General features: G+C 33.8%; 22 protein-coding genes. 8 read left to right on the top strand and 14 right to left on the bottom strand.

Features of this window, described 5'->3' with window-relative positions; genetic code table 11:
• Positions 1 to 67 precede the first annotated feature (67 nt).
• Positions 68 to 526: an SsrA-binding protein SmpB gene (gene smpB / locus PFY10_15860; GenBank protein ID WBV55699.1), complete on the bottom strand. Its 459-nt coding sequence runs from the start codon at positions 524 to 526 to the stop codon at positions 68 to 70.
• A gap of 119 nt (positions 527 to 645) precedes the next feature.
• Here smpB and PFY10_15855 point away from each other — a divergent pair, with 119 nt between their 5' ends.
• Entirely contained in the window at positions 646 to 2268 is a 1623-nt protein-coding gene (locus PFY10_15855) for an ATP-binding cassette domain-containing protein (protein WBV55698.1), read from the top strand.
• Between the two features lie 72 nt (positions 2269 to 2340).
• Here PFY10_15855 and PFY10_15850 read toward each other — a convergent pair whose 3' ends face one another.
• From PFY10_15850 to PFY10_15840, 3 genes are all read right to left on the bottom strand, one after another.
• Entirely contained in the window at positions 2341 to 3153 is an 813-nt protein-coding gene (locus tag PFY10_15850; protein ID WBV55697.1) for a M48 family metallopeptidase, read from the bottom strand.
• A gap of 108 nt (positions 3154 to 3261) precedes the next feature.
• The gene (locus PFY10_15845; protein ID WBV55696.1) at positions 3262 to 4080 is read right to left on the bottom strand and encodes a ferritin-like domain-containing protein; all 819 of its coding nucleotides are present in this window, start codon (positions 4078 to 4080) and stop codon (positions 3262 to 3264) included.
• Positions 4081 to 4107: 27 nt separating this feature from the next.
• Positions 4108 to 4818, bottom strand: a complete 711-nt coding sequence (locus tag PFY10_15840) for a ferritin-like domain-containing protein (protein ID WBV55695.1) — start codon at positions 4816 to 4818, stop codon at positions 4108 to 4110.
• 261 nt (positions 4819 to 5079) lie between these two features.
• On the opposite strand from PFY10_15840, the gene recJ reads away from it, so the two are divergent.
• The 6 genes from recJ to PFY10_15810 all read left to right on the top strand — a co-directional run bounded on the left by recJ (position 5080) and on the right by PFY10_15810 (position 13627).
• A complete protein-coding gene (gene recJ / locus PFY10_15835; protein WBV55694.1) occupies positions 5080 to 6792 on the top strand; it encodes a single-stranded-DNA-specific exonuclease RecJ in 1713 nt (570 codons plus the stop codon).
• A gap of 57 nt (positions 6793 to 6849) precedes the next feature.
• Positions 6850 to 7434: a nicotinate (nicotinamide) nucleotide adenylyltransferase gene (nadD, locus tag PFY10_15830; GenBank protein WBV58953.1), complete on the top strand. Its 585-nt coding sequence runs from the start codon at positions 6850 to 6852 to the stop codon at positions 7432 to 7434.
• 5 nt (positions 7435 to 7439) lie between these two features.
• Positions 7440 to 8246: a hypothetical protein gene (locus PFY10_15825; GenBank protein WBV55693.1), complete on the top strand. Its 807-nt coding sequence runs from the start codon at positions 7440 to 7442 to the stop codon at positions 8244 to 8246.
• Positions 8247 to 8251: 5 nt separating this feature from the next.
• On the top strand, positions 8252 to 8593 hold the full coding sequence (locus tag PFY10_15820) for a DUF3817 domain-containing protein (protein WBV55692.1): 342 nt from the start codon (positions 8252 to 8254) through the stop codon (positions 8591 to 8593).
• A 406-nt stretch (positions 8594 to 8999) separates the two neighbouring features.
• Positions 9000 to 11255, top strand: a complete 2256-nt coding sequence (locus PFY10_15815; protein WBV55691.1) for an outer membrane beta-barrel family protein — start codon at positions 9000 to 9002, stop codon at positions 11253 to 11255.
• A 68-nt stretch (positions 11256 to 11323) separates the two neighbouring features.
• Positions 11324 to 13627 (top strand): TonB-dependent receptor, encoded by a 2304-nt coding sequence (locus PFY10_15810; GenBank protein WBV55690.1) that lies wholly within the window; start codon positions 11324 to 11326, stop codon positions 13625 to 13627.
• A 61-nt stretch (positions 13628 to 13688) separates the two neighbouring features.
• Here the strand turns inward: PFY10_15810 and PFY10_15805 are convergent, their stop codons facing one another.
• The 9 genes from PFY10_15805 to PFY10_15765 all read right to left on the bottom strand — a co-directional run bounded on the left by PFY10_15805 (position 13689) and on the right by PFY10_15765 (position 23773).
• Positions 13689 to 15443, bottom strand: a complete 1755-nt coding sequence (locus tag PFY10_15805; protein WBV55689.1) for a discoidin domain-containing protein — start codon at positions 15441 to 15443, stop codon at positions 13689 to 13691.
• 28 nt (positions 15444 to 15471) lie between these two features.
• A complete protein-coding gene (locus PFY10_15800; GenBank protein ID WBV55688.1) occupies positions 15472 to 16497 on the bottom strand; it encodes a hypothetical protein in 1026 nt (341 codons plus the stop codon).
• Entirely contained in the window at positions 16494 to 18038 is a 1545-nt protein-coding gene (locus PFY10_15795; GenBank protein WBV55687.1) for an NAD(P)-binding protein, read from the bottom strand. Before PFY10_15795 ends, PFY10_15800 begins: the two co-directional genes overlap by 4 nt.
• 19 nt (positions 18039 to 18057) lie before the next feature.
• Positions 18058 to 19572: a polyamine aminopropyltransferase gene (locus tag PFY10_15790; protein ID WBV55686.1), complete on the bottom strand. Its 1515-nt coding sequence runs from the start codon at positions 19570 to 19572 to the stop codon at positions 18058 to 18060.
• Entirely contained in the window at positions 19565 to 19780 is a 216-nt protein-coding gene (locus PFY10_15785) for a DUF350 domain-containing protein (protein ID WBV55685.1), read from the bottom strand. The genes PFY10_15790 and PFY10_15785 overlap by 8 nt, the downstream gene beginning before the upstream one ends.
• A gap of 206 nt (positions 19781 to 19986) precedes the next feature.
• A complete protein-coding gene (locus PFY10_15780) occupies positions 19987 to 21462 on the bottom strand; it encodes a DUF4178 domain-containing protein (protein ID WBV55684.1) in 1476 nt (491 codons plus the stop codon).
• Positions 21463 to 21465: 3 nt separating this feature from the next.
• A complete protein-coding gene (locus tag PFY10_15775; GenBank protein WBV55683.1) occupies positions 21466 to 21825 on the bottom strand; it encodes an S-adenosylmethionine decarboxylase in 360 nt (119 codons plus the stop codon).
• Between the two features lie 41 nt (positions 21826 to 21866).
• Entirely contained in the window at positions 21867 to 22790 is a 924-nt protein-coding gene (locus PFY10_15770) for an arginine deiminase-related protein (GenBank protein ID WBV55682.1), read from the bottom strand.
• Positions 22791 to 22858: 68 nt separating this feature from the next.
• Positions 22859 to 23773: an arginine deiminase family protein gene (locus PFY10_15765; GenBank protein WBV55681.1), complete on the bottom strand. Its 915-nt coding sequence runs from the start codon at positions 23771 to 23773 to the stop codon at positions 22859 to 22861.
• 271 nt (positions 23774 to 24044) lie between these two features.
• Between PFY10_15765 and PFY10_15760 the strand changes: the two genes are divergently transcribed.
• Positions 24045 to 24209 (top strand): hypothetical protein, encoded by a 165-nt coding sequence (locus PFY10_15760; GenBank protein ID WBV55680.1) that lies wholly within the window; start codon positions 24045 to 24047, stop codon positions 24207 to 24209.
• Positions 24210 to 24507: 298 nt separating this feature from the next.
• On the opposite strand, the gene PFY10_15755 is transcribed toward PFY10_15760, so the two are convergent.
• Positions 24508 to 25794 carry a citrate synthase gene (locus PFY10_15755; GenBank protein ID WBV55679.1) on the bottom strand — a complete coding sequence of 429 codons (1287 nt, stop codon included), beginning with the start codon at positions 25792 to 25794 and terminating at the stop codon, positions 24508 to 24510.
• Positions 25795 to 25851: the final 57 nt, after the last annotated feature.

The following is a 25851-nucleotide window of genomic DNA, read 5'->3' as shown; positions in this document are numbered from 1 at the left end:
GATTAAATAATTGATATTGCAAAATAAATATAATTTTTCTTTATATACAAAGTTTTTTGAATGATTTTTAACTTTTCTTTAATATTCTATCCAGGGTTCGTTTATTTTCTCTATCTTTTATCGCTTCCCTTTTATCAAAAAGCTTTTTCCCTCTTGCAAGGGCTATTAAGACCTTAGCTTTTCCCTTATCCGTAATATATAACTTCAAAGGTATAATTGTGTTCCCTGCATCTTTTAACTTTTTCTCGAATTTTTGTAATTCTTTTTTGTGCAAGAGCAATTTCCGTTCCCTTTTTGTTTTATGATTGTAAAAAGTACCTAATTTGTATTCATCAATCATCATGTTAATGATGTACAATTCCCCATCAATAAACTGACAGAAGGATTCTGCGATAGATGCTTTTGAAGAACGTAAAGATTTTATTTCTGTGCCTGTTAAAACCATTCCAGCTTCAATTTCTTCAATGATTTCGTACTCAAAACGGGCTCTTCTGTTTAATATGTTAACTGTTTTCTCGATCTTCATTATATTAAAATTTCTTTATGAAATATACAAAAATACCTTTCATTTAAAAACTTGACTATTACATTATTATAAATTACCCAAATTCTTTTCGTATTTTTGCGCCAAATTTACAAAACTATATGTTAACAGTATCTAACTTATCTTTACAATTCGGGAAAAGAGTTCTTTTTGACGAGGTAAACATTATGTTTACTAAAGGAAATTGTTATGGGATTATCGGAGCTAATGGTGCAGGAAAATCAACATTCCTTAAAATACTAACCGGAAAACAAGACCCAACCACAGGAAGTGTATCATTAGAGCCTGGAAAAAGAATGTCTGTTTTAGAACAGGATCACTTTGCATACGACCAATATAATGTCCTTGAAACAGTATTAAGAGGTAACAAAAAGTTATTCGAGATAAAAGCGGAAATGGATGCGTTATACGCAAAAGAAGATTTCTCTGATGAAGATGGTATCAAAGCTGGAGAGCTTGGTGTTATCTATGATGAAATGGGAGGATGGAATTCAGAATCTGATGCGCAAACAATGCTTTCTAACGTAGGAATCAAGGATGATATGCATTGGCAGATGATGAGTGAGCTAGAAAACAAAGACAAAGTAAAAGTTCTTTTAGCTCAGGCATTATTTGGAAATCCTGATGTTTTAATTCTGGATGAGCCTACCAATGACCTTGACATCGACACTATCGCATGGCTTGAAAATTTCCTGGCTGATTATGAAAACACCGTTATTGTTGTTTCTCACGACCGTCACTTCTTAGACACCGTATGTACGCACATCGGAGATTTAGACTATGCAAAACTTAATCTTTATACCGGTAACTATTCTTTCTGGTATCAGGCGTCTCAGTTGGCAACAAGACAGAGAGCCCAGGCAAATAAAAAAGCAGAGGAAAAGAAGAAGGAACTTCAGGATTTCATCGCAAGATTCAGTTCAAACGTAGCAAAAGCAAAACAAGCTACAGCAAGAAAGAAAATGATCGACAAACTGAATATTGATGATATCAAGCCTTCTTCCAGAAGATATCCTGCGATTATTTTTGAAATGGAAAGAGAAGCCGGAGATCAGATTCTTGAAGTAAAAGGTCTTGAAAAATCTAAAGATGGAGAACTTCTTTTTTCTGATATTAACTTAAACCTTAAAAAAGGAGATAAAGTTGCAGTTCTTTCAAAAAATTCATTGGCTATAACTGAGTTTTTCCAGGTATTGGCTGGGGAATCACAACCAGACAAAGGAACATTCAATTGGGGAATTACTACTTCTCAATCTTATATGCCTCTCGATAATACTGACTTTTTCCAGGAAGACATCAACTTAGTTGACTGGTTAAGACAGTTCACTAAAAATGATGAGGAACGCCATGAGGAATTTGTAAGAGGATTCCTTGGAAGAATGCTATTCTCCGGTGACGAAGCTTTGAAATCTTGTAAAGTGCTTTCAGGAGGTGAGAAAATGAGATGTATGTTCAGTAGAATGATGCTTCAGAAAGCCAATATTCTATTGTTAGATGAGCCTACCAACCACTTAGACCTGGAAAGTATTACAACATTGAACAACTCTTTATCTAATTTCAAAGGAAATCTTTTACTGGCGTCTCATGACCACGAAATGCTTCAAACAGTCTGTAACAGAATCATTGAATTAACTCCTAACGGAATTATCGATAGAGAGATGAGTTATGATGATTATCTTGCGGATAAAAAAGTAAAAGAATTAAGAGAAAAAATGTATTCTTAATTGATCAAGACAAATTGAAAATAAATAAAAAATCCTCAAATAAATTGAGGATTTTTTATTTTCAGGTATTTACTATTTAGTAAGTTTAGTTGTTGGTAACGTGACAGTTCCAGGATCTTTCCATAGACCATCCTTTTCTGCTCTTTTCTTAATATTCTGAGCGCGCTTTTCACTATCTGGATGGGAATTAAACATTTTTTGAAAACCGGATTGTGTACTTCCTTCGGAAAGCAAAGCCAACTTTTTAAATGCTGTATATTCTGCTACGACATTATACTTATTCGTTTTCATAAAATCGTATGAGTATACATCTGCTTCAGATTCCTGTTTTTTACTGTGTGAAGCATCCATAAATGCATTAGCCATCTTCCCTATCTGGCTGTCATTTAATGTAGCTACCGCAGAGGATGCTGAAGATGCAGCATCTAATGCCGCAGCCTTTAAATAAGCCGATTTAATAGCGTCTTTAGTATCCTGATTTTTAACATGACCGATTTCATGTCCGATTACCGCCAGCAGTTCATCATCTGTCATTATATCCATTAATGAGGAAAACACGCGAACGCTTCCGTCTGCACAGGCAAAAGCATTAATGTCTTTTACTTTATACACTTTGTAATTAAGATTAAGACCATCTTGTGATTTATGTTTACCGAAAAGTTTATTCAGTCTGATGGTGTATGGGTCTTTAGGGCCGGCTACAGGATTATTTTTATCCATCCATTCTACAGATTCTTTAGATAACTTTACAGCATCTTCATTGGTAAAAGTGAGCGCCTTCGCTCCTTTAGAAGCAACATCTGTAATTTTTCCTAAACTAATTTTTTGTCCCTGAAATGCGTGAACAGCTCCCAGTAAGCATACGCTTAAAACAATTCTTTTCATATTAATTTTATTTTCCTTTTGGCCGGCGAATATATGATTTTTTTCAACAAAAAAATCCTTTTCTGAAAAATTTCAGAAAAGGATCCACACCTAATATTAAGAAATCACCTACACAATAAATAAAGATGCAATTGCTGTTGCATCACTACCACTTAAAATTTCATCGTAAGCAGCAGAACCTGCTGCAGCTCCAAATGCAGTTGAAGTATTGTATCCGGCTTGATTTGTATTATCCTCACCCGCGTACACAGGGTTTGTTGCAGACGGCATGTTTCCTCCGTTGGCCAGTTCAATCCACCCTTTATTTCCTCTCATTCTTCTTACTTGCGAAGCATGTCTGGCTTCTACAGAGTGAATTTGTAAAGCAGCCTGTAATACTACTTTATTAGACATTACATTTCCTGCCTGTCCCTTATAGGCTCTAACGCCCGTATCTTCAAAGGCTTGCGCCAGAACAAGAAACTGATTATAATCTGTAAACGGAGTAAAATTACCTCCCGCCGTAAAGTCAAAAGTAGGTTTCGATGCGGGTGTAACTCCCAAAGAAGTTAATGTACTTTTCAAGAAACCAACATGTGCAGACTCATGTTTAGAGATTTGCATAAAAACGGTACGGTCAGCATTAGGAATTAAACTTGCTGTAGATAGTCCAATACTGTAATATTCATTTTCTAAGTATTCCAGCGTCAGGGCCAGTTGTAACGCATCGGTTAAAGTACTTTTTAAAAAGCTTCCTGTAACTGGTGTTGTATTTCGGTTTTCAGCTTTCGCCGGAGTTGACATTGCGACTCCTAAGCCCAGAGGAACCGAAGCAATAGCTGCTTTTTTTCCAAATGCTGAAAGATTTGTAATGGTCTCTAATCTTGATGCTTCTGTTGTAAAGAATTTATCATCAGAAAATCTATCTAGTAATTTAAGAATGTTCATAATAGTACGTTTTTAAAAGTAAATAATTTAGTTAATGCCTCTTTCTTTCCAGGTAAAAGGTGTCTTTATAAATCCTCCTGCAGCCATTACAACATCTTTTGGCTCTTTTGCCACATCCAATCCATTGGCATCAATCACATCATCCCCTGAAAAATCAGCAGATCCGGGATTGATAAGATTTCTGATCGCAGAAGCATGTCTTGCTTCCACAGAAACTATTTTCCCTGCAATTACTAAATAATTAGGATCCGTAATATACTTTCCTGCTGCATTATACGCAGCAACACCTGTATCTTCCAAAGCCTTAGCAGTAGCTAATACTGAACTTCTGTTATTAAAATTCACACCCGGATATTGAAATTCAAGCTTTGGCAGTACATTAGCAGTAACTCCTGATATTGCAGCTTTAAAGAAATCCCGATGGATTAATTCGTGATGATAGAGGTCAGTAAATAATTCTTTTTCAATGGTTGAAATACCTGAATAAAAACTGTTAACAACTTTAGTATAGAAATCTGCTTCGAGCTGCTCAAGAGCATAAGCATAATTCAATACCCCGACATCGCCTTTACCAAGGTCGAATACCTGGCCGTCTGTCATTTGAAAATCATCATTATCATCACAGCCTACTAATGCAAGACCTGCCATGGCAAGTCCAATGCCGCCGAGTTTTAAGAAATTTCTTCTACCGGTATCCAGTGTGGCTCCCTGGCTAGAAACATTAATCGTCTTTTTCATAATATTAATTTTTAAAGTGTTTAGTTATTTAATATCATTTACGACAATCAATTATCTTTGGATTTACAAAATCAAAAAAATGTTAACTTTTCTCTAAAACTTTTCCAAATAACCTATTGAACATCTAAAAAGCGACTCGATAAATATTAATAACAAATCAGAATTGAAAGGTCTTTAACGTCACTTAAAATCTTTGTTTTATATTATTATATTAACAGTTCATCATTCCTTTTTAAAATATATTTTCCCTATTTTTGTGAAATGAGTCAAAAATGGATTTACAGACCTGAACCCGATGAGGAAGTTGTAGACAGATTAAGTTCGTCACTTGGTTTCGGAACTTTTGAATCTAAACTTCTCGTTCTTAGAGGAATTGACAATTATCAAAAGGCAAGAGAATTTTTTAAGCCCAATCTCACTGATATACATAGTCCGTTTTTAATGGCTGATATGCAAAAAGCTGTAGAGCGTATTGCAACAGCTATCGAGAATGGTGAAAAAATATTGGTTTATGGAGATTATGATGTAGATGGAACAACTGCTGTTGCGCTGATGTATTTATACCTCAGCAAAATAGTTCAGAAAAAATATCTTGATTATTATATTCCGGACAGAAACTCTGAGGGATACGGTATTTCAACAGAAGGGATAGATTTTGCAAAGGAAAATGGATTTTCTTTGATTATAGCTCTGGATTGTGGGATCAAAGCAATTGATATGATTAATTATGCGCAGAATTTAGGCGTTGATTTTATTATTTGTGACCACCACTTACCAGGAGAAGAAATTCCTAATGCAGTTGCCGTATTAGATCCTAAAAGAAGTGATTGCAGATATCCTTTCAAAGAGCTTTCAGGGTGCGGAGTTGGCTTTAAATTATGCCAGGGTCTAAATACAATCTACAAAATACCGGATTCGGAGTTGTTTGAATTAACCGATTTGCTTGCAATTTCTATTGCTGCAGATATTGTCTCAATGACCGGAGAAAACAGGGTTCTGGCCAAAATGGGTTTAAAAACCCTTCGAAAAACAAGAAATTTAGGATTAAGACTCTTAATTCCCGAAGATAAACTTTCCCATTTTGAAATTTCAAACATTGTTTTTGAAATTGCTCCAAAGATCAATGCTGCCGGTAGAATTTCTCATGGAAAAGCAGCTGTAGAACTTATGGTTTCAGATAATCTGAAACATGCGCATCAGATTGTAAGTGACATTATGGGACTTAATGATGAAAGACGGGAACTCGATATGAATTCGACGCTTTCGGCACTTAATCAAATTATTGAATCTCAACAGGAAACCAATCTGACAACGATTGTTTACCATCCTGAGTGGAATAAAGGTGTTATTGGAATCGTAGCATCCAGACTCATTGAGACTTATTACAAACCCACTTTGGTTTTTACAGATGGTAACAACGGAGAAATGGTTGCTTCCGCAAGATCAGTTTCTGATTTCGATGTTCATGAGGCGTTGGATATGTGCTCAGAGTACTTTTTGAAATTTGGAGGACATCATGCTGCAGCGGGACTTTCAATGGAAAAATCAAAATTCGAGGCCTTTAAGGAAAAATTCGAAAAGGTGGTCGCTGAAAAGATTCAGGAACACCAGAAAGAATCATCGATCATTATAGATTCTGAAATAGAAATTGATGATATCAACCGCGAGTTTATAAATTTCCATAGAAAACTTGCACCCTTTGGTCCACATAATATGAAACCCATCCTCACTTTAAGAAACCAGAAATTATCGGGTTATATAAAAACAATGGGGAAAGATAATAACCACGTGAAATTTTATATTAAACAGGAATCCACCGGTAGAAATATAGAATGCGTTGGTTTTAAATTGGGGCAATTCTCTGAAGACTTCAGAAATAAACATTTCGATCTCGCATTTACTCTGGAAGAAAATCACTGGAAAGGAAATGTAACACACTACCTGAATATAAAGGATGTGAAGTTTAGGGACTAAGGATAAAATACAACTTTAACGCTATACTTTGCATCTCATATACACCTGCAAATGAAAATGAAAAAAATCGGTTTATTCTTCGGATCTTTCAATCCTATACATATTGGACATCTTATTCTTGCGAATTATATTCTGGAAAATTCAAATATGGAAGAATTATGGTTTGTTGTAAGTCCTCAAAATCCTTTTAAGGATAAGAAATCATTGCTTAAAGATCATAATCGACTGGATATGGTACAGGCAGCGATTAAAAATTACCCGAACATGAGGGCTTCCAATGTGGAGTTTTCTTTACCCAGACCAAGTTATACTATTGACACTCTGACGTATCTCAATGAAAAATACCCTGATCATTCATTCAGCTTGATTATGGGAGAGGACAATTTGCAGGGACTCCATAAATGGAAAAATTCCGAAACTTTATTAAAGAATCACCATATTATTGTTTATCCACGAATTTTTGAAGGCGAGAAAAAAGATTCTGAGTATGTACAACACGAAAATATTTCTTTTATCAAAGCCCCTATCATTGAAATTTCTGCAACCGAAATTCGCCATATGATCAAGGAAGGTAAAAATGTGCGGCCTATGCTCCCTCCTGAGGTTTTTGAATATTTGGATGGTAGTAGTTTTTATAAGTAACAAATATGAAATTTTATATCTTTTTTTTCATTTTTCTCACTCAAGCCTTTTTATTTGGTCAGGATACATCTACTAAAATAGCAGATTCTTTACGAAAGGAAAAAGAGATAGAATACATAAAAAGATTTCAGGAAAGGCAAAAATATTATAATGAACAATGTAGTAATGATTCAATTAAAGCAGTTGAAGATTCAAAAATTGAAAATAAATATTTTATATACCATATCGCACCAGGTGGAGATGATTTTCCAGCAAAGAAAGAGCTCGAACAAGCTTTAAAGAAGCACAATATTATTTGGGGAGGAACTTTTATCGGAAGCGACATACCAGCACATTACACCAGTAATTTATGTTATCATCGATATATGAATTACTTTACAGAAAAAAAATTTGGTAAAGATCTTATCGAGGACATTGTAAAACAATCACTTTTAGATCATGTGAATAAAAATCCTTCTATAATTTTTGAATATAATGATAATTTAAATTGGATCTATAAAGGAGATCCTAAATTAGCTGATATTTTACTCAATACCTTTTTTTTCAAAAATTTCATGTATCCAAAAGGATACATAGATTCTTCACAAAAGAATCAATCTTTTACTAAAGTTATGTTATATGTAGATGAGAATGACAATACTTTAAAAGTGGAAAGCTTTGATCATCATATAATAAATCTATACAATAAGCAGTTTATTCCTTACTTTGAAAAAAAGATTAAGAGCTTTATAAAATCTAGTAAATTTGTCCTCTCAAAACGAGCCATTCTGTATAATGGTATTAAATATTCTTTTAAAATTTATTATAAGTAATCGAAATGAATTTCATCGAAAAATTTTTCTCAAAATATCCCCAGGAAAAAATCATTAAATGGTTCAAGCAAATCTGTGTAGCTGAAGCAGTTTCCTGTTTTTTACTTTATGGGGTTGCCATGATCTGGAAAAGATACGATGACGAAGGATTGCTTCCCACAATTTTTATTATTGTCATCGGAAACATTCATGGTCTTTTTTTTACTATATATCTTTTACTTTGTCTTCCGGTGAGAAAAATATTCAAATGGGATGATGAAGATTTTGTTTTTGCCCTGCTCTCGGCATTTTTCCCATTTGCCACAATATGGGTAGACAAAAAATTAGCCCGTTTCGACAGAGAATAAATCGGTTTTCCACTGAATATACAATATATTAAAAAGGACTTATCAGTCCTTTTTTTATTTATCTACATTGCATTCCTAATACATATCTATCATATCACTTTTAATTGAGTAATAATCAACATCGAAATATAACTGAGACAGAAACTTTTTTAAGTCTCTTTTATGTTAATTTTTCCTAATTGCCGATTATGATGTAACAACTTTAGAACTTAAGTTGTCTAAATAATTGAAACAATCTTAATCTTTAAAATTTTTAATTTAAAATTTACATCCTGAAAATCAACAAGTTAATAATAAATCAAAAACATTTCAAGTACTTTGTATTGCATAATACTAAATTTATTATATATCTTTGTAATGTTAAATAATAACAAATACAAGCTATTAACAAACTAAAAATAAAATCATGAAAACGCCACTTCTCATTTCAGCTTTATTTTTCAGCGGATTTATTTTTGCCCAACAAAAATCTGATACTTTAAAAACTAAAAATATAGAGGGTATAACTTTAAAGAAACAGGTCTTCAGAAAACAAAGCGACCGTTTTATTTATGATGTTGCATCATCCCCTATTGCGAAAGGAACCAACTCTTTCAATCTGCTAAAACAAACTCCTATGATTTCCAGCATTGACGGAAAATCGTTAAAAATTATGGGAAAGTCAGAGGTTGTTATCTACATCAATAATAAAAAGACCAACATGGATTCTGAATCATTAATTGAAATGCTAAAAAATACGCCTTCAGAGGATATTCAGAAAATTGAGGTAATTACAGTCCCTGGCAGTGAATTTCAGGTTGAATCCAACGAGGGAGTTATCAATATTGTGATGAAAAAGAAGAGGAATAATGGTTATAATGGAACTTTGAAAATGCAAAATGAACAAAGTTATTATAACAATCCTTCAGCCGGAGTTTCTTTTAATTTCAGACAGAATAAATTTGCTGTAAATACCAATTTCAATACAGGAAGCTGGACAGAAAGAGAAAAATACAGGTTGTCAAACGGAGATTCCACCTTTAAAAATGAATCTTTTGGATTTAATGATGATCCAAACAAAAATTTTGGAGGAAGCGTAAATATTGATTATGAAATCGATAAAAAACAGAACCTCAGCTTCACTTATAATATGAGGTATAATAAGAGCTTTAACTCAATCTTAGATATCACAAATATTCAGAACGGAGTTTTAAAAAACAGAACCGTAAATGATGAAGACGCACAAAGAAGAAACCATTCTTTCAATTTAAATTATGAAATAAAAACGGATACATTAGGTAGTAAACTAACTTCCAATATTTCATATTTGTGGTTCAACAGGGATAAATACAGTATTAACGAAACCTTTCCATTTGTAACTGACAAGGATAACAAATATGGAGCGTTTAAACAATGGGTTCCCCAGATCATCAATAATTATGCTGCTAATATCGACTACCTTAAAAAAACAAAATCTGGAGATTCATGGTTGATGGGAGTAAGCTATAACAATACGAAAACAGATAACGATACAAGACAGGATATTTATACTGCTAATGGTTTTGTAAATGACTACGATCAAACAAATTATTTTATTTACAAGGAAAACATCTTAGGAGCATACATCACTTATGAAAGGAAATTAAACGAAAAATTGTCCGGTAAAATAGGAACCCGCTATGAAATGACTAAGAGCAGCGGAGAGATTCTGGGAAAAACCAGCTTCGACAGAAATTATAACAACCTGTTGCCGTATGTTAATATCAACTATGCAATTAATGCAGATAATAACATAAGCTACACTTTCTCAAGCCGGATCAGAAGACCAAGATTCTGGGAACTGAATCCATCAAGAACTTACTTTACACCGGATAATTATACTCAGAATAATCCTTTTGTATTAGCTTCTAAACACTACAATCAGGAAATTAACTATATGTTTAAGAATGCATTTTACGCAAATTTAAGCTTTAACTATGTAGAGGATGCTTCGAATCAGGTGCCATTACAAGGAACAGTCACCAAACCGGAAAAGGACAAAAATGGTCAGATCATTCTGGATGAAAATGGAAATCCTAAAATGGTTACGACTAAATTCCTAAGATATATCAGAACGAATTATGGAAATAACAAACAGCTGGGTCTCACTCTCGGAATGAATAAATCATGGATCAAAGAAATCTGGACAACCAATTACTCTGTTAATTTAGCTTATGTAATGTATTCAGGGACAGTAAGTGAAGATCCAACATCTGTTCAAATACCAGGACAAACAGAAGTTCTTGCCCCGTATATCGTTGATGTGAAAAATTTCAATTTTTCAGCACAGTTTAATAATACCATCCGCTTATCTGCCAAAAAAGACTGGTTCCTGGGAATCAATTATTTCTTTGCAAGCAAAAGTAAAATGGAAATCGGAGAAATGGGTATCAGACAAAGTCTCGACCTGAGTGTCAAAAAGATCATGGGTAACTGGACTTTTGTAGCAGAATTATATGATGTGTTTAATCAGAACTTCAATAAAATCAACGGTGTCCAGCCTAATGGTAGCTATAATAATGTGACCAATTTTGGTTATCCAAGAATATTGAATATCGGGGTCACTTATAACTTCGGAAACCAGAAACTGCAAAAAGCAAGGGAAATAAAATCAGCAAATGATGCTGTAAAATCAAGAACTTAATTAACTAACCTATTACAGCTTTAGATCATATACATAAGAGTCCAAAGCTCTACAAAAAAATAAATTTCATGAAAACGCCACTACTCATCGCAGCCTTATTTTTCAGCGGATTAGCACTCGCCCAGGAAAAAAAATCAGATTCGGTAAAAACCAAAAATATCGAAGGAGTTACTCTAACAAAACAGATTTTTAAAAAGCAGAGCGACCGCTTTGTATATGATGTAGCTGCTTCACCAGTTGCTAAAGGAAATACAACATTTGATCTTTTGAAGCAAACACCACTGCTATCAACTACAGATGATAAAACATTAAAAATAGCAGGAAAGAATAATGTACTGATCTATATCAACGGACGAAAAACCAATATGGACTCTGAGTCTCTGGTGCAGTTCCTTAAAAATACTCCTGCAGAAAATATCCAGAAAATTGAAGTCATTACGGTTCCCGGAAGTGAATACCAGGTAGAATCTTCTGATGGAATCATCAATATCGTTTTAAAGAAAAAAATGAGCGACGGATTGAATGGGAATATGAGAATGTCCAATAGCCAAAATAAATACAATGCAAGTTCAGCCAGTTTTTCTGCTAATTACAGAAAAGATAAATTAGGAATCAGTGCTAATCTCAACGGGGGAGAAAATATTCAACCTCAATCTTATATTCTGCGAAATGGTACAGATCAGCTAAAAAATGAATCGGTAGGAGATATTGATGATCCAAATAAAAATATTGGTGGCTATCTGAATATTGATTATCAACTGACCGAAAAAAGTAATCTGGCATTATCATGGAATTCCTGGGCTAACAGAAGTTACAACTCCACGATCGATTTATTTAATACCTTAACGCAACCAAACTCGTTGGGTGTGGTAGAAACAACGCATACATGGACTAAAAACAGAGAAGATTCCAGAAACTACAATAACTCTGTGAATTTAAACTATGAGCTAAAACTGGACTCCCTTGGAAGTAAATTTAATGCAAATGCCGCATATCTTATTTACAAAAGGTTTCAGTTTTCAAAAAATAACACCATGATTCCGGATGAAAACGGTAACGGTTATTCCAGACCAGGAAAAACAATCACACAAAATACTCCGCAGGTCATTAAGAATTTTTCAGGTACTGTAGATTATATTCAGAAATTTAAGAACGACTTTACCCTCTCTTTAGGTGGAAATTTCAATAAAACCAAAACTGATAATGATACAAAGAACTTTACATATCAGTTTATAGATAAGGATGGTAATTATAACAACAATCCACAGCCAGCACCGGATTTCAACCATTTTATATATGATGAAAATATCTATGGAGTGTATCTCACTCTTGAAAAAAAGTTTTCAGATAAATTTTCAGGAAAGGTTGGTGCCCGATATGAAATTACAAACAGCCTGGGAACAGCAGATAGTCCTACCAATATAATAGAAAGCCAAAAACATCAGAGAATTGAGAGAAATTATAATAATTTCCTGCCGTACCTCAGCTTCAATTATGCTATCAATGATAAGAATAATATTTCCTATTCATTTTCAAGCAGAATGAGAAGACCAAGCTTCTGGGAATTAAACCCGATAAGAAATTACATTACAGAGTTTAACTACACACAAAACAATCCCTTTGTAAAAGCTTCATCAACATACAATCAGGAATTGACTTACATGTATAAAAACTCTTATTTCCTGATTTTAAACCACTCTTATTTTAAAGATCAGATCACACAGGTTCCTTTACAAGGCTTTATAAAATCTGCGGATGGAAAAATAGGCACTCAAAATGTACTGCGTTACATCAGAACAAATTTTGGAGACAAGCAGGAAATGTCTGCCATGGTAGGAATTCAGAAAAATTTCTTTAAACAATACTTGACCCTGAATTTTAATGCCGGTGTTCAGCACAATATCAACAATGGTTCTTTGGCTGAAGATCCAACTACAGGAGACACTTTTGTTGATAAGGACGGAAAGCCATTGGTTTATACTAATACTGTAAAATCGACAAGCATTGTAATCACGAGTAATAACACCATTCGTCTAGATAAGAAAAAAACCTGGTTTTTAGGAGTTAATTATTTCTTTATTGACAAACAACAAATAGAGCTTGGAATGCTGAAAAACCTGATGAGTCTTGATTTAAGTATAAAGAAAAACTGGAACGACTGGACCTTTGCTCTTAATGTGAATGATGTTCTAAGAACCAATATCGTAGAAATAGAAGATTATCAGCCAAACGGAAATTATAATTACATCAGAAATGATCAGTACAGAAGAGGAATGACTTTAAGCATCACTTACAATTTCGGAAATCAAAAAATAAAAAAGGTAAGGGATATTGAAAGCGCCTCAGATGATATTAAAAACAGAACCCGATAAAAACATTCATTCTTCATATCAATTATTTTTGCCAAACTCACTGATTTCTCAGTGAGTTTTTTTATTCTGATTTCATTACTTCTGTTCTTTCCGAGATTCCATTAGCGTTGAAAGCTTCTATCTGAAAATAATACGCATCCGTTCTGTCTGCTCCAGTAAAGAAATACTCATTCTTTCCATATACCATGATGCTTCCGTATAATTTATCCGGCGACTTACCCCAATATATTACATACCCATCGGCATCCTGGTTTTGCTGCCATTTCATCCAGATACTTCGTCTTTCTCCATATTTCTTTGCATCAGCCCGCAAAGGAACAAAGTTCTGAACTTTTGGAGGTTTTTGTCCCGCTCCTTTTCCAAATACCCTGAAGCCACTTAATGCAAATTTTCCGGTAGGCATTTTAAGGTTTTCCATTTTAAGGAATCTTGCTTTTGCCGGTTTTTCCAGCTCCACATAATCGTGAGGAACATCCTTTGTGTTTTTACTTTTATCCACAATAACAGTCCATTTTTTCCCATCATTGGATCCATAGATTTTGTATTGATGCATCTTCCCTAAAGTTTTCCCTAAGAATTCCACGTCCTGATCAGCATAATTGATCTGAATTGCATTGATCGTGGAAACTTCGCCAAGATCCGTCTGAAACCACTCACCAGAATTACCTGTTTTAGCACTCCAGTAGGTCTTTATATCTTCATCAACAGCATAGTTTGAATGATATCCTCCTAATGTCGAAGAAACCTGGACAGGCTTATTATAATTCAACAGCATCCAACCTGCAAAAAGACCTTTGGAGAAATCTTTTCCCTGCGCATATTGTGGAAGATAAGTAGGGTAATCTCCATAGGATGTATCACAATACATTACATCATCTTTATCGAAACCTGCAGGCCAGATCCCCAGTCTTCTCTCAAAATTATTTTTTGTGGAAATAAAAATTGTTGAAACATGCCACCAGTTTTTATAATTGTCTTCGAAGGTTGCTCCATGTCCGGCACCTCTTGCAAAACCACCTGGTTTGTATGAAAAGGGATTATGCTGTTGATATTCGAAACCTTCTAAAGGGTTTTTACTCACATACACTCCATCAGAATATCCACTGAATTCAGTAGCTGGAGCTCCGTACTGCATATAATATTTGTTATTATGTTTCGTCATCCATGCACCCTCAACAAAAGGCTGTAAAAATACATTATCATTATACTCTCCAAAACGTTCCCAGCCATGATCCTCCGGCTTTAATCGCAATATAGGTTTTACAAATCCTTCAGATTGTAATGTCTTTACTTTTACTTCTGTTCCAAGCAAGGGCCATTCATTACTTGAACCCCAATACAGGTAGAGTTTATTTTTGTCTTCGTCATAATGAAAGGCAGGATCCCAGGCTCCGACTTTTAAAGTATCTACAGCAATTTTCCAATCATCTTTCGTGGGATTTGTACTTTTCCAGATCGGAAAGTCCTGTTCCCAGGTCGAGCCGAAAACATATAAAGTATCTTTCATGGCCCAAACTGCAGGTGCGTTTAGATCATGAATATATTTCTTATCCCGTAAAAATTTTCTTTGTACAAATTTCCAGTCAAGCATATCATCACTATACCAATAACCTTCTTGGTTTGTGGAAAACAAAAAAAGTTTGTTTTTAAAGTTTACGATAACCGGATCAGCAGTCGCCCGGTGTTTTCCCTGTTGGGAAAAAGATTCAAAAGGCGTATATCCGTAGTCGATATTAATGGGATTACAAAATGTTTTTTGCTGGGCTTTCAGACTTGCTCCCAACAAAACAAGCATCATAAAAAAGTACTTCTGCATCTTCATAATTTTTATGTAAGATCCAAATTTACTTAACTTTTTTCGGTTTTCTCCAAATAAAGCCATCTAATAGGTAATGGGTTAATTGAGGAACAACTAATAAAGGGACAATAAAGTGAAGCCAATTTAAAGAAGAATGGAAGCCTACTGAAAAGTGCTCTCGCCATACCAATATTTCCCATAAAAATTCTTCAAAAAAAGCGAATGCAACAATGATTATTATGAATAAATAAATTCCAAAAGCAGATTTAAACAGGGATAGCTTGTTTAATTGGGCATTATCCTTTTGCTTAATTTCTCTAATATAAATCAGGGAGATGTATGGAATTCCATGCGACAATACATTCAATAAAGTGAATATCAAATCATTATTAAAATATACAATTCCAAAGTACCAGGAAAGATATGTCCCTACAATTAGGGCGACTTTTGGGATGTTCATTTGCCTGGCCTTAAAAATATCAAAACCAGTTTTGACGATCCAAACGGACAAAATAATAAAATATAAGACTGTAATAAGATTTATATAATCTGGTAAGCTTCTAAGCCAGACAAATTCATTTTCAACAAACCATGTAAACGCCCTAGGTGTTTTTATCCAATATAGCATAGGATAAATCGTTGCTGTGTAAATAGCCACCTCATCTATTTTCTTACTCCAGATATTTGGTTCTAAACGGGAATAAATTCGCATGAAACCATATTGCTGTCTAATAAAATGAAAAACAGCAACCAAAGCCAAAAATGACCAAAAGGTCAGGCTGCCGAATTGATAGAGCAACAAACCCAAAATCCAACTCAACAAAGGAATCCCCAAATATAAAAGCTTTTTGCGCTGAACCTCTTTTTTAATAAAATAAGTTTTAAATAAGGTTGAGTAAACGTGAGCTACATCTACAAATACAATCAGGAATAACCAGGTGTAAAAAGAATATTCGTTTTCTAAATTTAGAATTTCCTTCTGAAAAACACAAATGATTAACAAAATCAAAAAGGGAGGTGCAAGTATAAACCAACCATCTGTTTTAGCATTATGAATCCAAGGCTGCTTCATATCATCTTTTCTGCAGTTCTGATTCCCTGATAAAAAGCTTCCTCAAAAATAGATATTCCTGAAAGGTCAGTATGAGCGAAAAATATTCTATTTCCAATAGACTGCTTAGCCATTTCAGCCTTTCCAAAAATTTGACCAGGAACAGGAGCAATCATAGCATGACCAATTTTATGAAATTGCATCTCAATAATAAAATCTTCAATTAAAGGGTGAGCTTTCTTAAGATCATCTAAAACGAAATTCTTAAGGTTATCTTCATCCATAGAAAATAGTTTTCTCCTTGCTTTTCTACAATCATTAGTCGAAAAACTTCTATAGTATGTGATTACTTTTTCACCCATAATCTGATTGACATTCTGATGCTGATTATAGATATACCCAAGACCATCAGATCCATAAATCACATTATCCCATGCTAATTCTTCATCTCCTCCAAATTCATTTTTCAAGGTAATTGTTGCTAAAAGCCAAGGTACATAGTTGAAAGATTTTGTATCTCTATCCATAAAAATTCTCTCATTTACAAATTGTGGCGTTGCGAATAGAACTTTTTCAGCAATTATTTTTTTTGTCTTTTTTTGAACATTATCAAAAGATAAAATCTCAGCATTATTCTTATTTAACTTTACGTCAAAAACCAAATGATTCGTTAATTGTTTTCCTTCTATATATTTAAAAAAATGTTTTACCAGATTGGCGTTTCCTTCAGGCCACGTAAAAACCTGATCCTTATATTTTTTGCTCCAATTATTTTTCCTTCCGGCAAAATAGTGAATACCAGCCCATGCTGAAACATAATCAATTCCTAAACCATAGTCATCCCTGCAGGAATAATCCAGTACCCATAGTAATTCTTCAGATTTAAAACACTGGTGTTTTAGCCAGTCTTTGAAAATTATTTTTTCCAATTTTACCCCCTCAACTTCCCTACTGGAATCTTCAACTGGAATAGCAAACCAATATTTATTATTTAGATCTTTTTTCTCACGATAATCATCCATAAGTTTAAAAAACCGATTAAGCTCATGTTGGACTTCAGCAGAAATTCCTTTTTGAGGAACAATATCATTTTGCCAGGCATTTTTATAAAATAGTCTTTCCTGCTGGGGAAACGTCATTTGGTATTCATCGAGTATTGGCTCTCCACTTTCATCATCTCCCTCATAGATCCCGCATTCTTGCAAAAAATCAATAATTTCCTTATTCTCCTTATTAGGTAAAGGCAGATAGTGTGCTCCTAAAGGGAATTTTGAATATCTATTTTCACCATTCGAAGAGTTCCCTCCAAAGTGATTTTCCATTTCAATTAACAGATAATCATCCTGGTTATTTTTGTTTAAAAATCGACATGCAGAAAGGCCCGATATTCCACCTCCAACGATAAGATATTTTTTATGTATTTCTTCAGTAGAGGCGGGAAAATCTTTAGCCCAAAGTTGATGTCCAAGAATGTGTTTAGTACCTGTAATTCTAAGCAATAGAGATTTCCCCTTCTTTTCACAATATTGTAAAAAAGGAAAAATAAGACTCCCAAAAACCATCGTTTTAAGAAAATCTTTCCTACTGTACTTTCCCCCACTCTTCATCAAAGTATCGAACTAATATCTGGTTATCCAATCTATTAACTTCCACATTATTTATTTTCATGTCCTTGCTAAAGTATGACAGCTGTGAGAAGTTATAATCATAAAATCTCAAATTAGGAATTCTTCTGTAGACTTTGTTATTTATTGGTTCAAAAGAGGCCATAGAGAATCCCCACTCACCGAAAGAAGGAACATAAGCATGATAAGCAGATGTAAAAGGAAATATCTGATGGAGTGTTTTCTCAATACACCAAAATGACTTTGGTGCAAAATAAGGAGATGTTGTCTGCACTACAATTTTAGTACCAGTTGTTGCAAGTCTTTCCAATTCTTTATAGAATTGCAGTGAATAAAGCTTTCCCAAACTGTAGTTTGACGGGTCTGGAAAATCAACGATAATCACATTGAATTTCTTTGTACCCTCTTTAGCCCAAACATAAGCATCTTTATTGATAACATTTACTTTGGTATTTGATAGAGAGCCATCATTAAGTTTGCGCATTGTTTCATTAGTTTTGAAAAAATTGGTCATTTCACCATCCAAATCTACTAAAGTGATATTTTTAACATCCTTATATTTTAGCACTTCCCGAACTGCAAATCCATCACCTCCGCCTAATATCAATACATTGCTGATATTTTTAGCCATTGACATTACCGGATGCACCAATGCTTCATGATATCTGTATTCATCTGTGGAAGAAAACTGGAGATTATTATTTAAATATAATCGAAACTCACGATTATTCCTTGTTAATACAATCCGTTGATAAGGCGAACTTTTTGTATACACTACATTTTCGCCATATAATCTCTCTTCAGAATAAGACAGAATCCTATCTGAGAATATAAAAAGTCCCAACAATAATAGAAATGCTCCAATTGATTTCACTCTTAAAGAAAGTGGACTTGATAATTCTTTCTTAAGATAAAAACATAAAAAGATAGCAATCGAAATATTAATTAACCCAAAGAATAAAGGGGTTTTTACAATTCCTAAATTTGGAATAAGGACAAGAGGAAAAAGGATAGATGCTAATAAAGCTCCGACATAATCAAATGCAAAAACATTGGAAACTAAATCCTTAAAACCAATTCTATCTTTTAGAATATTCATCAGAAGAGGGATTTCCACACCCACAAGCGTTCCGGTAAAAAAGACAAACAAGTACAAAACACTCTCGAAATGAGCTAAAGCATTGAATAATGTAAATAAAATAACAGAGCTTATCCCCCCGATTATTCCAACAAGAATTTCTATTTCAATAAATTTATCAATAAGATTTCCTTTTATGAATTTTGCAAAATAGGATCCAACCCCCATTGAGAAAAGATAAACTCCAATAATAAATGAAAATTGCTTTACAGAATCTCCTAAAAGATAACTTGCCAATGCCCCAGCAACCAATTCGTAAATTAATCCACAGGTTGCAATAACAAACACTGAAAACATTAAAAGTAACTCCAGAGGAATCCTCTTCTTATCCATGAATTGCTGCACTTATGATAATTGAAATTCCAACGATGATCGCTCCAAAAATAATAGCTAAAGCTACGTTTTGATTTCTAGCAATTTCATGCCATGTCCTTTCGGGTGTTAATTTTTCAACGATAAGATAGCAGATTAATAAAATCCCTATTCCTAAAAATGAATAAAGAATTGAATTAATTATTGGCAATAAATTAATTTTGTCCATATGTAATTTTTATTTGTGGTAAAATCTATAGAAGCCAACTCTTGAAGTATGACTTCTTGTTGTTCCATCGCGATAAGTTTCTGTTTTTTCACAATCGCAAACTTGATTTCCTTCATATGTAAGGTATATAAACCAAGTCAGAAATATCCCCCCTACTAAGAAGACGAACCAATTTTCTTTTAGATAATTAAATACTACTGACATAATTAAGATTGCATATATGGTGAATTTGAACTATCACTCCATTTGGATACATTGAAGAGATGTCTGCCCCAATAACAAATGATAAAGAAAATAATCATCAAAGTTAGGACAATTCCAAAGTTCCAGAATGAGACAGGTAACCAGGTTGCTTTAATATCCACAGAACTATTATCTCTATTCTCTATATTTCGTGAAGCCTCTGATAACGTTGTATTTAAACTAAGAAGCGAGTCTAGATTTTGATTTCCAAAAGTTCTTCTTACAAGTTCACCTATATCAGATTGATCTTTTCTTAATGTATTAAGATCTCCAAATGACACTGATTCTCGTGTATTATTGTTCACCACATTAATTATTCCAGATGCTTCCCTGGATAAACTTACACTACCGTCCGCGGAGGTATAATAATTAGAAGCTGTACTAGTTAAAATAGATTCCTGTTTTTCAGCTGAAATTACAAAATGATATTTCCCGGAAGAAATACCACAAAGATTAAATTCTTCGCTTGTACTACCTTCACTCCAGTTTTCACCATCTTCATATCCATGATACTCTTCAATATCTTTAGAGGTATAAACAACTTCGTTTGTATTTTCATTAACAAGACTCAATTGAACATTCGCCCATGAATTATCTACAGCTGAATGTAAATTTACTTTCAAAGGAGCTGAACCTCCGGAAAGAGAAAAGCTTTTGCTAACCATTTCTTTATTTTTCACATCTTCAAACTTTACCGTCTGCTCAAATACTGTATAGTTACTTCGTGAAGTATAAACATACAATTGTAACAGGCAAATTAAGAGTGCAACAATACAAAGAATATTAATAGCCTGTTTTAAATTAAAATAAAATGGCTGTACAATCCCAATTCCTGAATAATTAGGAAGATGTGGAATTTTAAATGCTCTTTTTATAGTATGCTTAGAAACATGATTGCCCACAAAATATTCCGTGGCGCTTACAGACTGTTCTTGAGAAATCATTTCTGTACCATTGACATATTCTTTATAAGTAGCCAAATTAAAGTTCAATGCATCTTCAAAAAAACCAGCTGCTGCATCAATATAACATTGCGTAGTTTCATACCATCTATATGTCTTCTGATCCCTAAAAATCTGCTTAGAACTTTTTGTTCTTAAGTTCTCTTTAGCCAGAGGTAACAAGAAGATCCAATGCCCATTACTTTCACTCAGAAAAGCATCATTCCTCTTTTCATCCTTCAAATAATACTCACGCCAATAAATACTTGAACCATATTTACGAACAATAATTCCTACAACACTATATTCTGTATCATTTATTATTCCTTTTCTTCCAATATCCAACACAACATTTTCAACTGGCTTTTTAACGACCCTACTTGAAGCGTTTTTGTGTACATTAATAAGATTAGCACATGATCTGCACACGTACTCATTTACAGGAAAATTAATTTCGTGTGTGTTTACAGTTTTGCAGACGGGACAAACATAATCCATTTTTTATCTATAAATCTTGTGTTTTTGGATGACTTTGGCTTTAAAGTAATGAATAATCTCATCTGCAATTTGTTCAACTTTATCGGTGTTATCCCTTAGATAATTGCAAAGGAAAACATCAAATGTTAATTGCTTATACTCAGGCCATGTGTGAATACACAAATGAGATTCTTTAAGGCATACAGCAGAAGTAAAGCTTTGGTTTTCAAATATGTGATTCGTTATTCCCACGATTTCAACTTCTTTATTTTCCAAAATTCCTTCGGTATATTTAAGAAAACCATTACTGTCTAATAGCAAATCTTCTAACTCCGTTTCCAAAGTTAGAAGAATATGTAAACCTTTACTGGTTGATAATTCCAATTAATTATATTTTGCGCAAATATATTATTTTCCTTTTATATCTAATTCTTAGGCAAGAAAACCTCTGCCAGCATACAACGTGCACTTCCACCACCATTTACTTCTATTGTATTTAGATCTGAATAGATAATTTCACAATATTTTTCAATGGCTGATACTTGATCTGATGTTAAAGATTCATATGCAGTCTGGCTCATTACTAGAAATTTCTGACCCTCCTTATTCTGGACCTGAAGCATATTCCCCGCAAATTGCTGCATCTGTTCTTCTGAAATCTCAATAATTTCTTTTCCTGAATTTTTGATGGTTTCAATAACCTTGCTTCTTTCAAGCTCGCTATCTATACAGTCCAGGCAAATGACAACAAATTTGTCAGCTACACACATCATAACATTGGTATGGTAAATAGGAAGTCTCTCTGAACCTACGGTCTGAAAAGAATGAAAAACAATAGGTTCGAAACCATATTTTTCGCAAAAATCTCTGAATAATTTTTCATCCAATCTTAAAGAAACAGAACCATAAGCGATTTTATTGTCATGGTCAAAGATCATGCTTCCTGTTCCCTCTAAAAAGTGTCCCTGGATTTCAGGAAGTGACCAATCATCTACTTCCGTTATTTCAAAACCTTTACTTTTTATTGTTTCCAGGATATCTTCTCTTCTCTCAACTCTTCTGTTTGAAGCAAACATAGGGTATAAAACTACTTTACCATCATTATGGAAGCTTACCCAGTTATTCGGAAAAATAGAATCCGGAGTATGAGGATCTGGGGTATCTTTAATTGTAATCACATTGATCCCCTTATTTCTTAACTTTTCAACAAAAACATTGAATTCGCTTAAAGCTTTAGCCTGAACATCCGAATCTTTCTGTTCAACCTGAAAGTAATTATTTTCTGCGGTCTCCGCATTATAACCGAAAGCAATCGGTTCAATCATTAATACTGTATCTGTAGTTTGCATTGTTTTTTAATTTAAAAATTGAAAGATTGGGCTATTAAACCTCTTTACTCTCTCACACTCTTACTTTATTATTCTCTCACTAATGGCATTGTAGAGCAGCGTAAAAGTCCGCCCATTTTGGAAATTTCACGGTATGGAATCTCTTCTACGGTCATTCCCCATTCATTTCTCAGATGGTTGTTCATTCTTGTAAATGTTTGATCTGAAACCACTATTTCAGGAGATATAGAAAAGATATTAGGAAACATTTCAAACATCTCTTCATCTGTCAAATGGAAACAATTTTCCTCCCCGAAAATATCAACAATCAAACGATAATCGCTTTCGTCCACAAAACCATTCTTATAGATAAGGCATTTATCCTTTCCAACAGGATTGAATGTACAATCTAAGTGAAGGATACCCTCGAAAGGAATTTTATCATTCTTTTTTAACTCGAGGTCTATGATCCTCTTTTTGGGAAAGTACTCTTTTAGGATCTCTATGGCGTATTCGTTGGTTCTTGCTGTTTTGTAATTTCTGTAATCTTCGCTAAAGCAAGTTCCTATAAACAGGAAATCATCCCAGACAATAACATCTCCACCTTCAATATGAGCCGTTTCCGGGAGATTAATAATTTTTCTCCAGGCCACTTTCTCAAAAACTTTTTTGTAAGCTTCCTGCTCATCTGCCCTGTCAGCAATTACATTGGAAATAATCATCTTATCATCAATTACAAAAGCAACATCTCTTGCAAAAACCTGATTGTAATCTTTGATAATGCTCGGACGCAAAACTTCCACATCGTATTTTTTCAGTACTGCTTCAAAAGCATTCATTTCATCAATAATATCCGATTCTTTAGGATATATGTTGTGTTCGATTGAGTAGTATGACTTGGCATCATAGCTTTCCTCAAGGGTGGGAACCGGTCCCAGAGAATTAGGTTGGCCCAGAACAACTGATTTTAACCTCCCCGTTTCGTTTTTAATATTTAGTTTCATAAAGATTTATGCAATGTACAAATATAAGTAAAGGTCCCTAGCTGGAAAACTTTTGAATTAGTTTCTCGAAGAATTTATTCTTGGTTACAATAGAATAATGCTACTCATTCATTTCTGAGACCCGTTAAACTTTAAAAAAATCTATAAACAACTGTTTATCATCTACATTTGTTGAAAAATAATAGTAAATATTACAAATAAAACTCCTATATTAGTGATATAATTTTATATAAAATTAAAACTAAATCATCAACATCAAAAAATCAAAATCATGAACAAGAACATTTCAGTGCTAAAAAATGCACAAAAATTAGGAAGAGATCAACAGAAATCAATTATTGGAGGTGCTGGCCCAACGAAGCCAAGATACTGCTGTGAATGGAATGATGACGGAAGCTGCAGAATCTGGACATGTGGTAATTGTGTATGTCCATAATTAAAAAACAAAAACCTGCTAAAATAGCAGGTTTTATTTTATCTTGTTCTATTCTCCTCGCCAGTTTTCTGTATTTCCTTTCCCTGATATTTTGAGCTTCCGAAATTGCAACTTACCCCCGAAAGTCATTGTATATTAGTTTTTTACACCAAGTAAAAATAAGAAATTTCAACATCCGATTTTTAAAATCCCATCATTTCTTTATTATAATTCTTCCTCCTACACCCTACAAAGAATATGATAAGAAACAAAAAATCCCAAAGCTCACTTTGGGATTTTTTTATTGTTGAAGCAGATATTATCTGTTTACCATATCGATATAGTCTCTTTGCTGAGCTCCTTGATATACCTGTCTTGGTCTTCCGATAGGATCTCCTTTTAATCTCATTTCTTTCCACTGAGAAATCCATCCCGGAAGTCTTCCTAATGCAAACATTACAGTGAACATTTCTGTAGGAATTCCTAACGCTCTGTAAATAATTCCTGAATAGAAATCTACGTTTGGATATAATTTTCTTTCAATGAAGTATTCATCCTCAAGAGCTACTCTTTCTAATTGCATTGCAATATCTAGAGCTTTATCCTGGATTCCTAATGCACTAAGAATATCATCAGCAGCTTTCTTAATGATTTTAGCTCTTGGGTCGAAGTTTTTGTAAACTCTGTGTCCGAATCCCATCAAACGGAAGTTATCGTTCTTATCTTTTGCTTTTGCAACATATTTAGAAACATCTCCTCCATCTTTTTCAATTAATTCAAGCATTTCAATTACTGCCTGGTTAGCGCCACCGTGAAGAGGCCCCCAAAGAGCAGATACCCCAGCAGAGATAGAAGCAAAAAGACCTGTATGAGCAGAACCTACCATTCTTACAGTAGATGTAGAACAGTTTTGCTCGTGGTCAGCGTGAAGAATTAATAACTTATCCAATGCACCTACAACTACCGGATCGATTTCGAAATCAGCATTTGGTAATCTGAAAGCCATTTTATAGAAATTCTCAACATAGTTAAGATTGTTATCTCCATGGTTTAATGGTAAACCTTGAGTTTTTCTGTAAGTCCATGCACAAAGATGAGAGAATTTAGCAATCATCAATTCAGCAGCATGGTCCATTTCCTCTTTAGAATTTACGTTAACAGCTTTTGGGTTAAAAGCGGTTAATGCAGAAGTCAGGGAAGATAATACTCCCATAGGGTGAGCAGAACGAGGAAAAACATCAATGATCTTTTTCATTTCGTCTGCGATGAAGTTATATTTTTTGATATTGTTTTCGAAAGAACTGTACTGATCCTGAGTAGGTAATTCACCGTGTAATAAAAGATACATTACCTCCGTAAAGTTAGATTTTTCAGCAATCTGCTCGATTGGATAACCTCTGTAGAATAATTCTCCTTTATCTCCGTCTAAGTAAGTAATATCACTAATGGTAGCTCCGGTGTTTTTATACCCTAAATCCAGGGTAATAAGACCCGTCTGGTCTCTTAGTTTTGAAATATCTATCCCTCTGTCTCCGATAGTACTATCCACGATAGGATATTCATATGAATTACCGTCGTAATTCAATATAACTTTGTTGTCTGACATTATTTATTTATTTTTTTTAAATTTACTAAAATTCCATAAAAAAACAGCAAACAAATT

This window comes from Chryseobacterium daecheongense (assembly GCA_027920525.1).
GTDB lineage: Bacteria > Bacteroidota > Bacteroidia > Flavobacteriales > Weeksellaceae > Chryseobacterium > Chryseobacterium proteolyticum.
Note: the sequence above shows the minus strand (reverse complement) of the source record. Positions and strands in the feature narration are given on the sequence as shown.

Excerpts from the sequence above, each read along its gene's own strand:
- smpB (WBV55699.1), bottom strand. The coding sequence starts at position 526 with ATGAAGATCGAGAAAACAGTTAACATATTAAACAGAAGAGCCCGTTTT.
- PFY10_15855 (WBV55698.1), top strand. The coding sequence starts at position 646 with ATGTTAACAGTATCTAACTTATCTTTACAATTCGGGAAAAGAGTTCTT.
- PFY10_15850 (WBV55697.1), bottom strand. The coding sequence starts at position 3,153 with ATGAAAAGAATTGTTTTAAGCGTATGCTTACTGGGAGCTGTTCACGCA.
- PFY10_15845 (WBV55696.1), bottom strand. The coding sequence starts at position 4,080 with ATGAACATTCTTAAATTACTAGATAGATTTTCTGATGATAAATTCTTT.
- PFY10_15840 (WBV55695.1), bottom strand. The coding sequence starts at position 4,818 with ATGAAAAAGACGATTAATGTTTCTAGCCAGGGAGCCACACTGGATACC.
- recJ (WBV55694.1), top strand. The coding sequence starts at position 5,080 with ATGAGTCAAAAATGGATTTACAGACCTGAACCCGATGAGGAAGTTGTA.
- nadD (WBV58953.1), top strand. The coding sequence starts at position 6,850 with ATGAAAAAAATCGGTTTATTCTTCGGATCTTTCAATCCTATACATATT.
- PFY10_15825 (WBV55693.1), top strand. The coding sequence starts at position 7,440 with ATGAAATTTTATATCTTTTTTTTCATTTTTCTCACTCAAGCCTTTTTA.
- PFY10_15820 (WBV55692.1), top strand. The coding sequence starts at position 8,252 with ATGAATTTCATCGAAAAATTTTTCTCAAAATATCCCCAGGAAAAAATC.
- PFY10_15815 (WBV55691.1), top strand. The coding sequence starts at position 9,000 with ATGAAAACGCCACTTCTCATTTCAGCTTTATTTTTCAGCGGATTTATT.
- PFY10_15810 (WBV55690.1), top strand. The coding sequence starts at position 11,324 with ATGAAAACGCCACTACTCATCGCAGCCTTATTTTTCAGCGGATTAGCA.
- PFY10_15805 (WBV55689.1), bottom strand. The coding sequence starts at position 15,443 with ATGCAGAAGTACTTTTTTATGATGCTTGTTTTGTTGGGAGCAAGTCTG.
- PFY10_15800 (WBV55688.1), bottom strand. The coding sequence starts at position 16,497 with ATGAAGCAGCCTTGGATTCATAATGCTAAAACAGATGGTTGGTTTATA.
- PFY10_15795 (WBV55687.1), bottom strand. The coding sequence starts at position 18,038 with ATGGTTTTTGGGAGTCTTATTTTTCCTTTTTTACAATATTGTGAAAAG.
- PFY10_15790 (WBV55686.1), bottom strand. The coding sequence starts at position 19,572 with ATGGATAAGAAGAGGATTCCTCTGGAGTTACTTTTAATGTTTTCAGTG.
- PFY10_15785 (WBV55685.1), bottom strand. The coding sequence starts at position 19,780 with ATGGACAAAATTAATTTATTGCCAATAATTAATTCAATTCTTTATTCA.
- PFY10_15780 (WBV55684.1), bottom strand. The coding sequence starts at position 21,462 with ATGGATTATGTTTGTCCCGTCTGCAAAACTGTAAACACACACGAAATT.
- PFY10_15770 (WBV55682.1), bottom strand. The coding sequence starts at position 22,790 with ATGCAAACTACAGATACAGTATTAATGATTGAACCGATTGCTTTCGGT.
- PFY10_15765 (WBV55681.1), bottom strand. The coding sequence starts at position 23,773 with ATGAAACTAAATATTAAAAACGAAACGGGGAGGTTAAAATCAGTTGTT.
- PFY10_15760 (WBV55680.1), top strand. The coding sequence starts at position 24,045 with ATGAACAAGAACATTTCAGTGCTAAAAAATGCACAAAAATTAGGAAGA.
- PFY10_15755 (WBV55679.1), bottom strand. The coding sequence starts at position 25,794 with ATGTCAGACAACAAAGTTATATTGAATTACGACGGTAATTCATATGAA.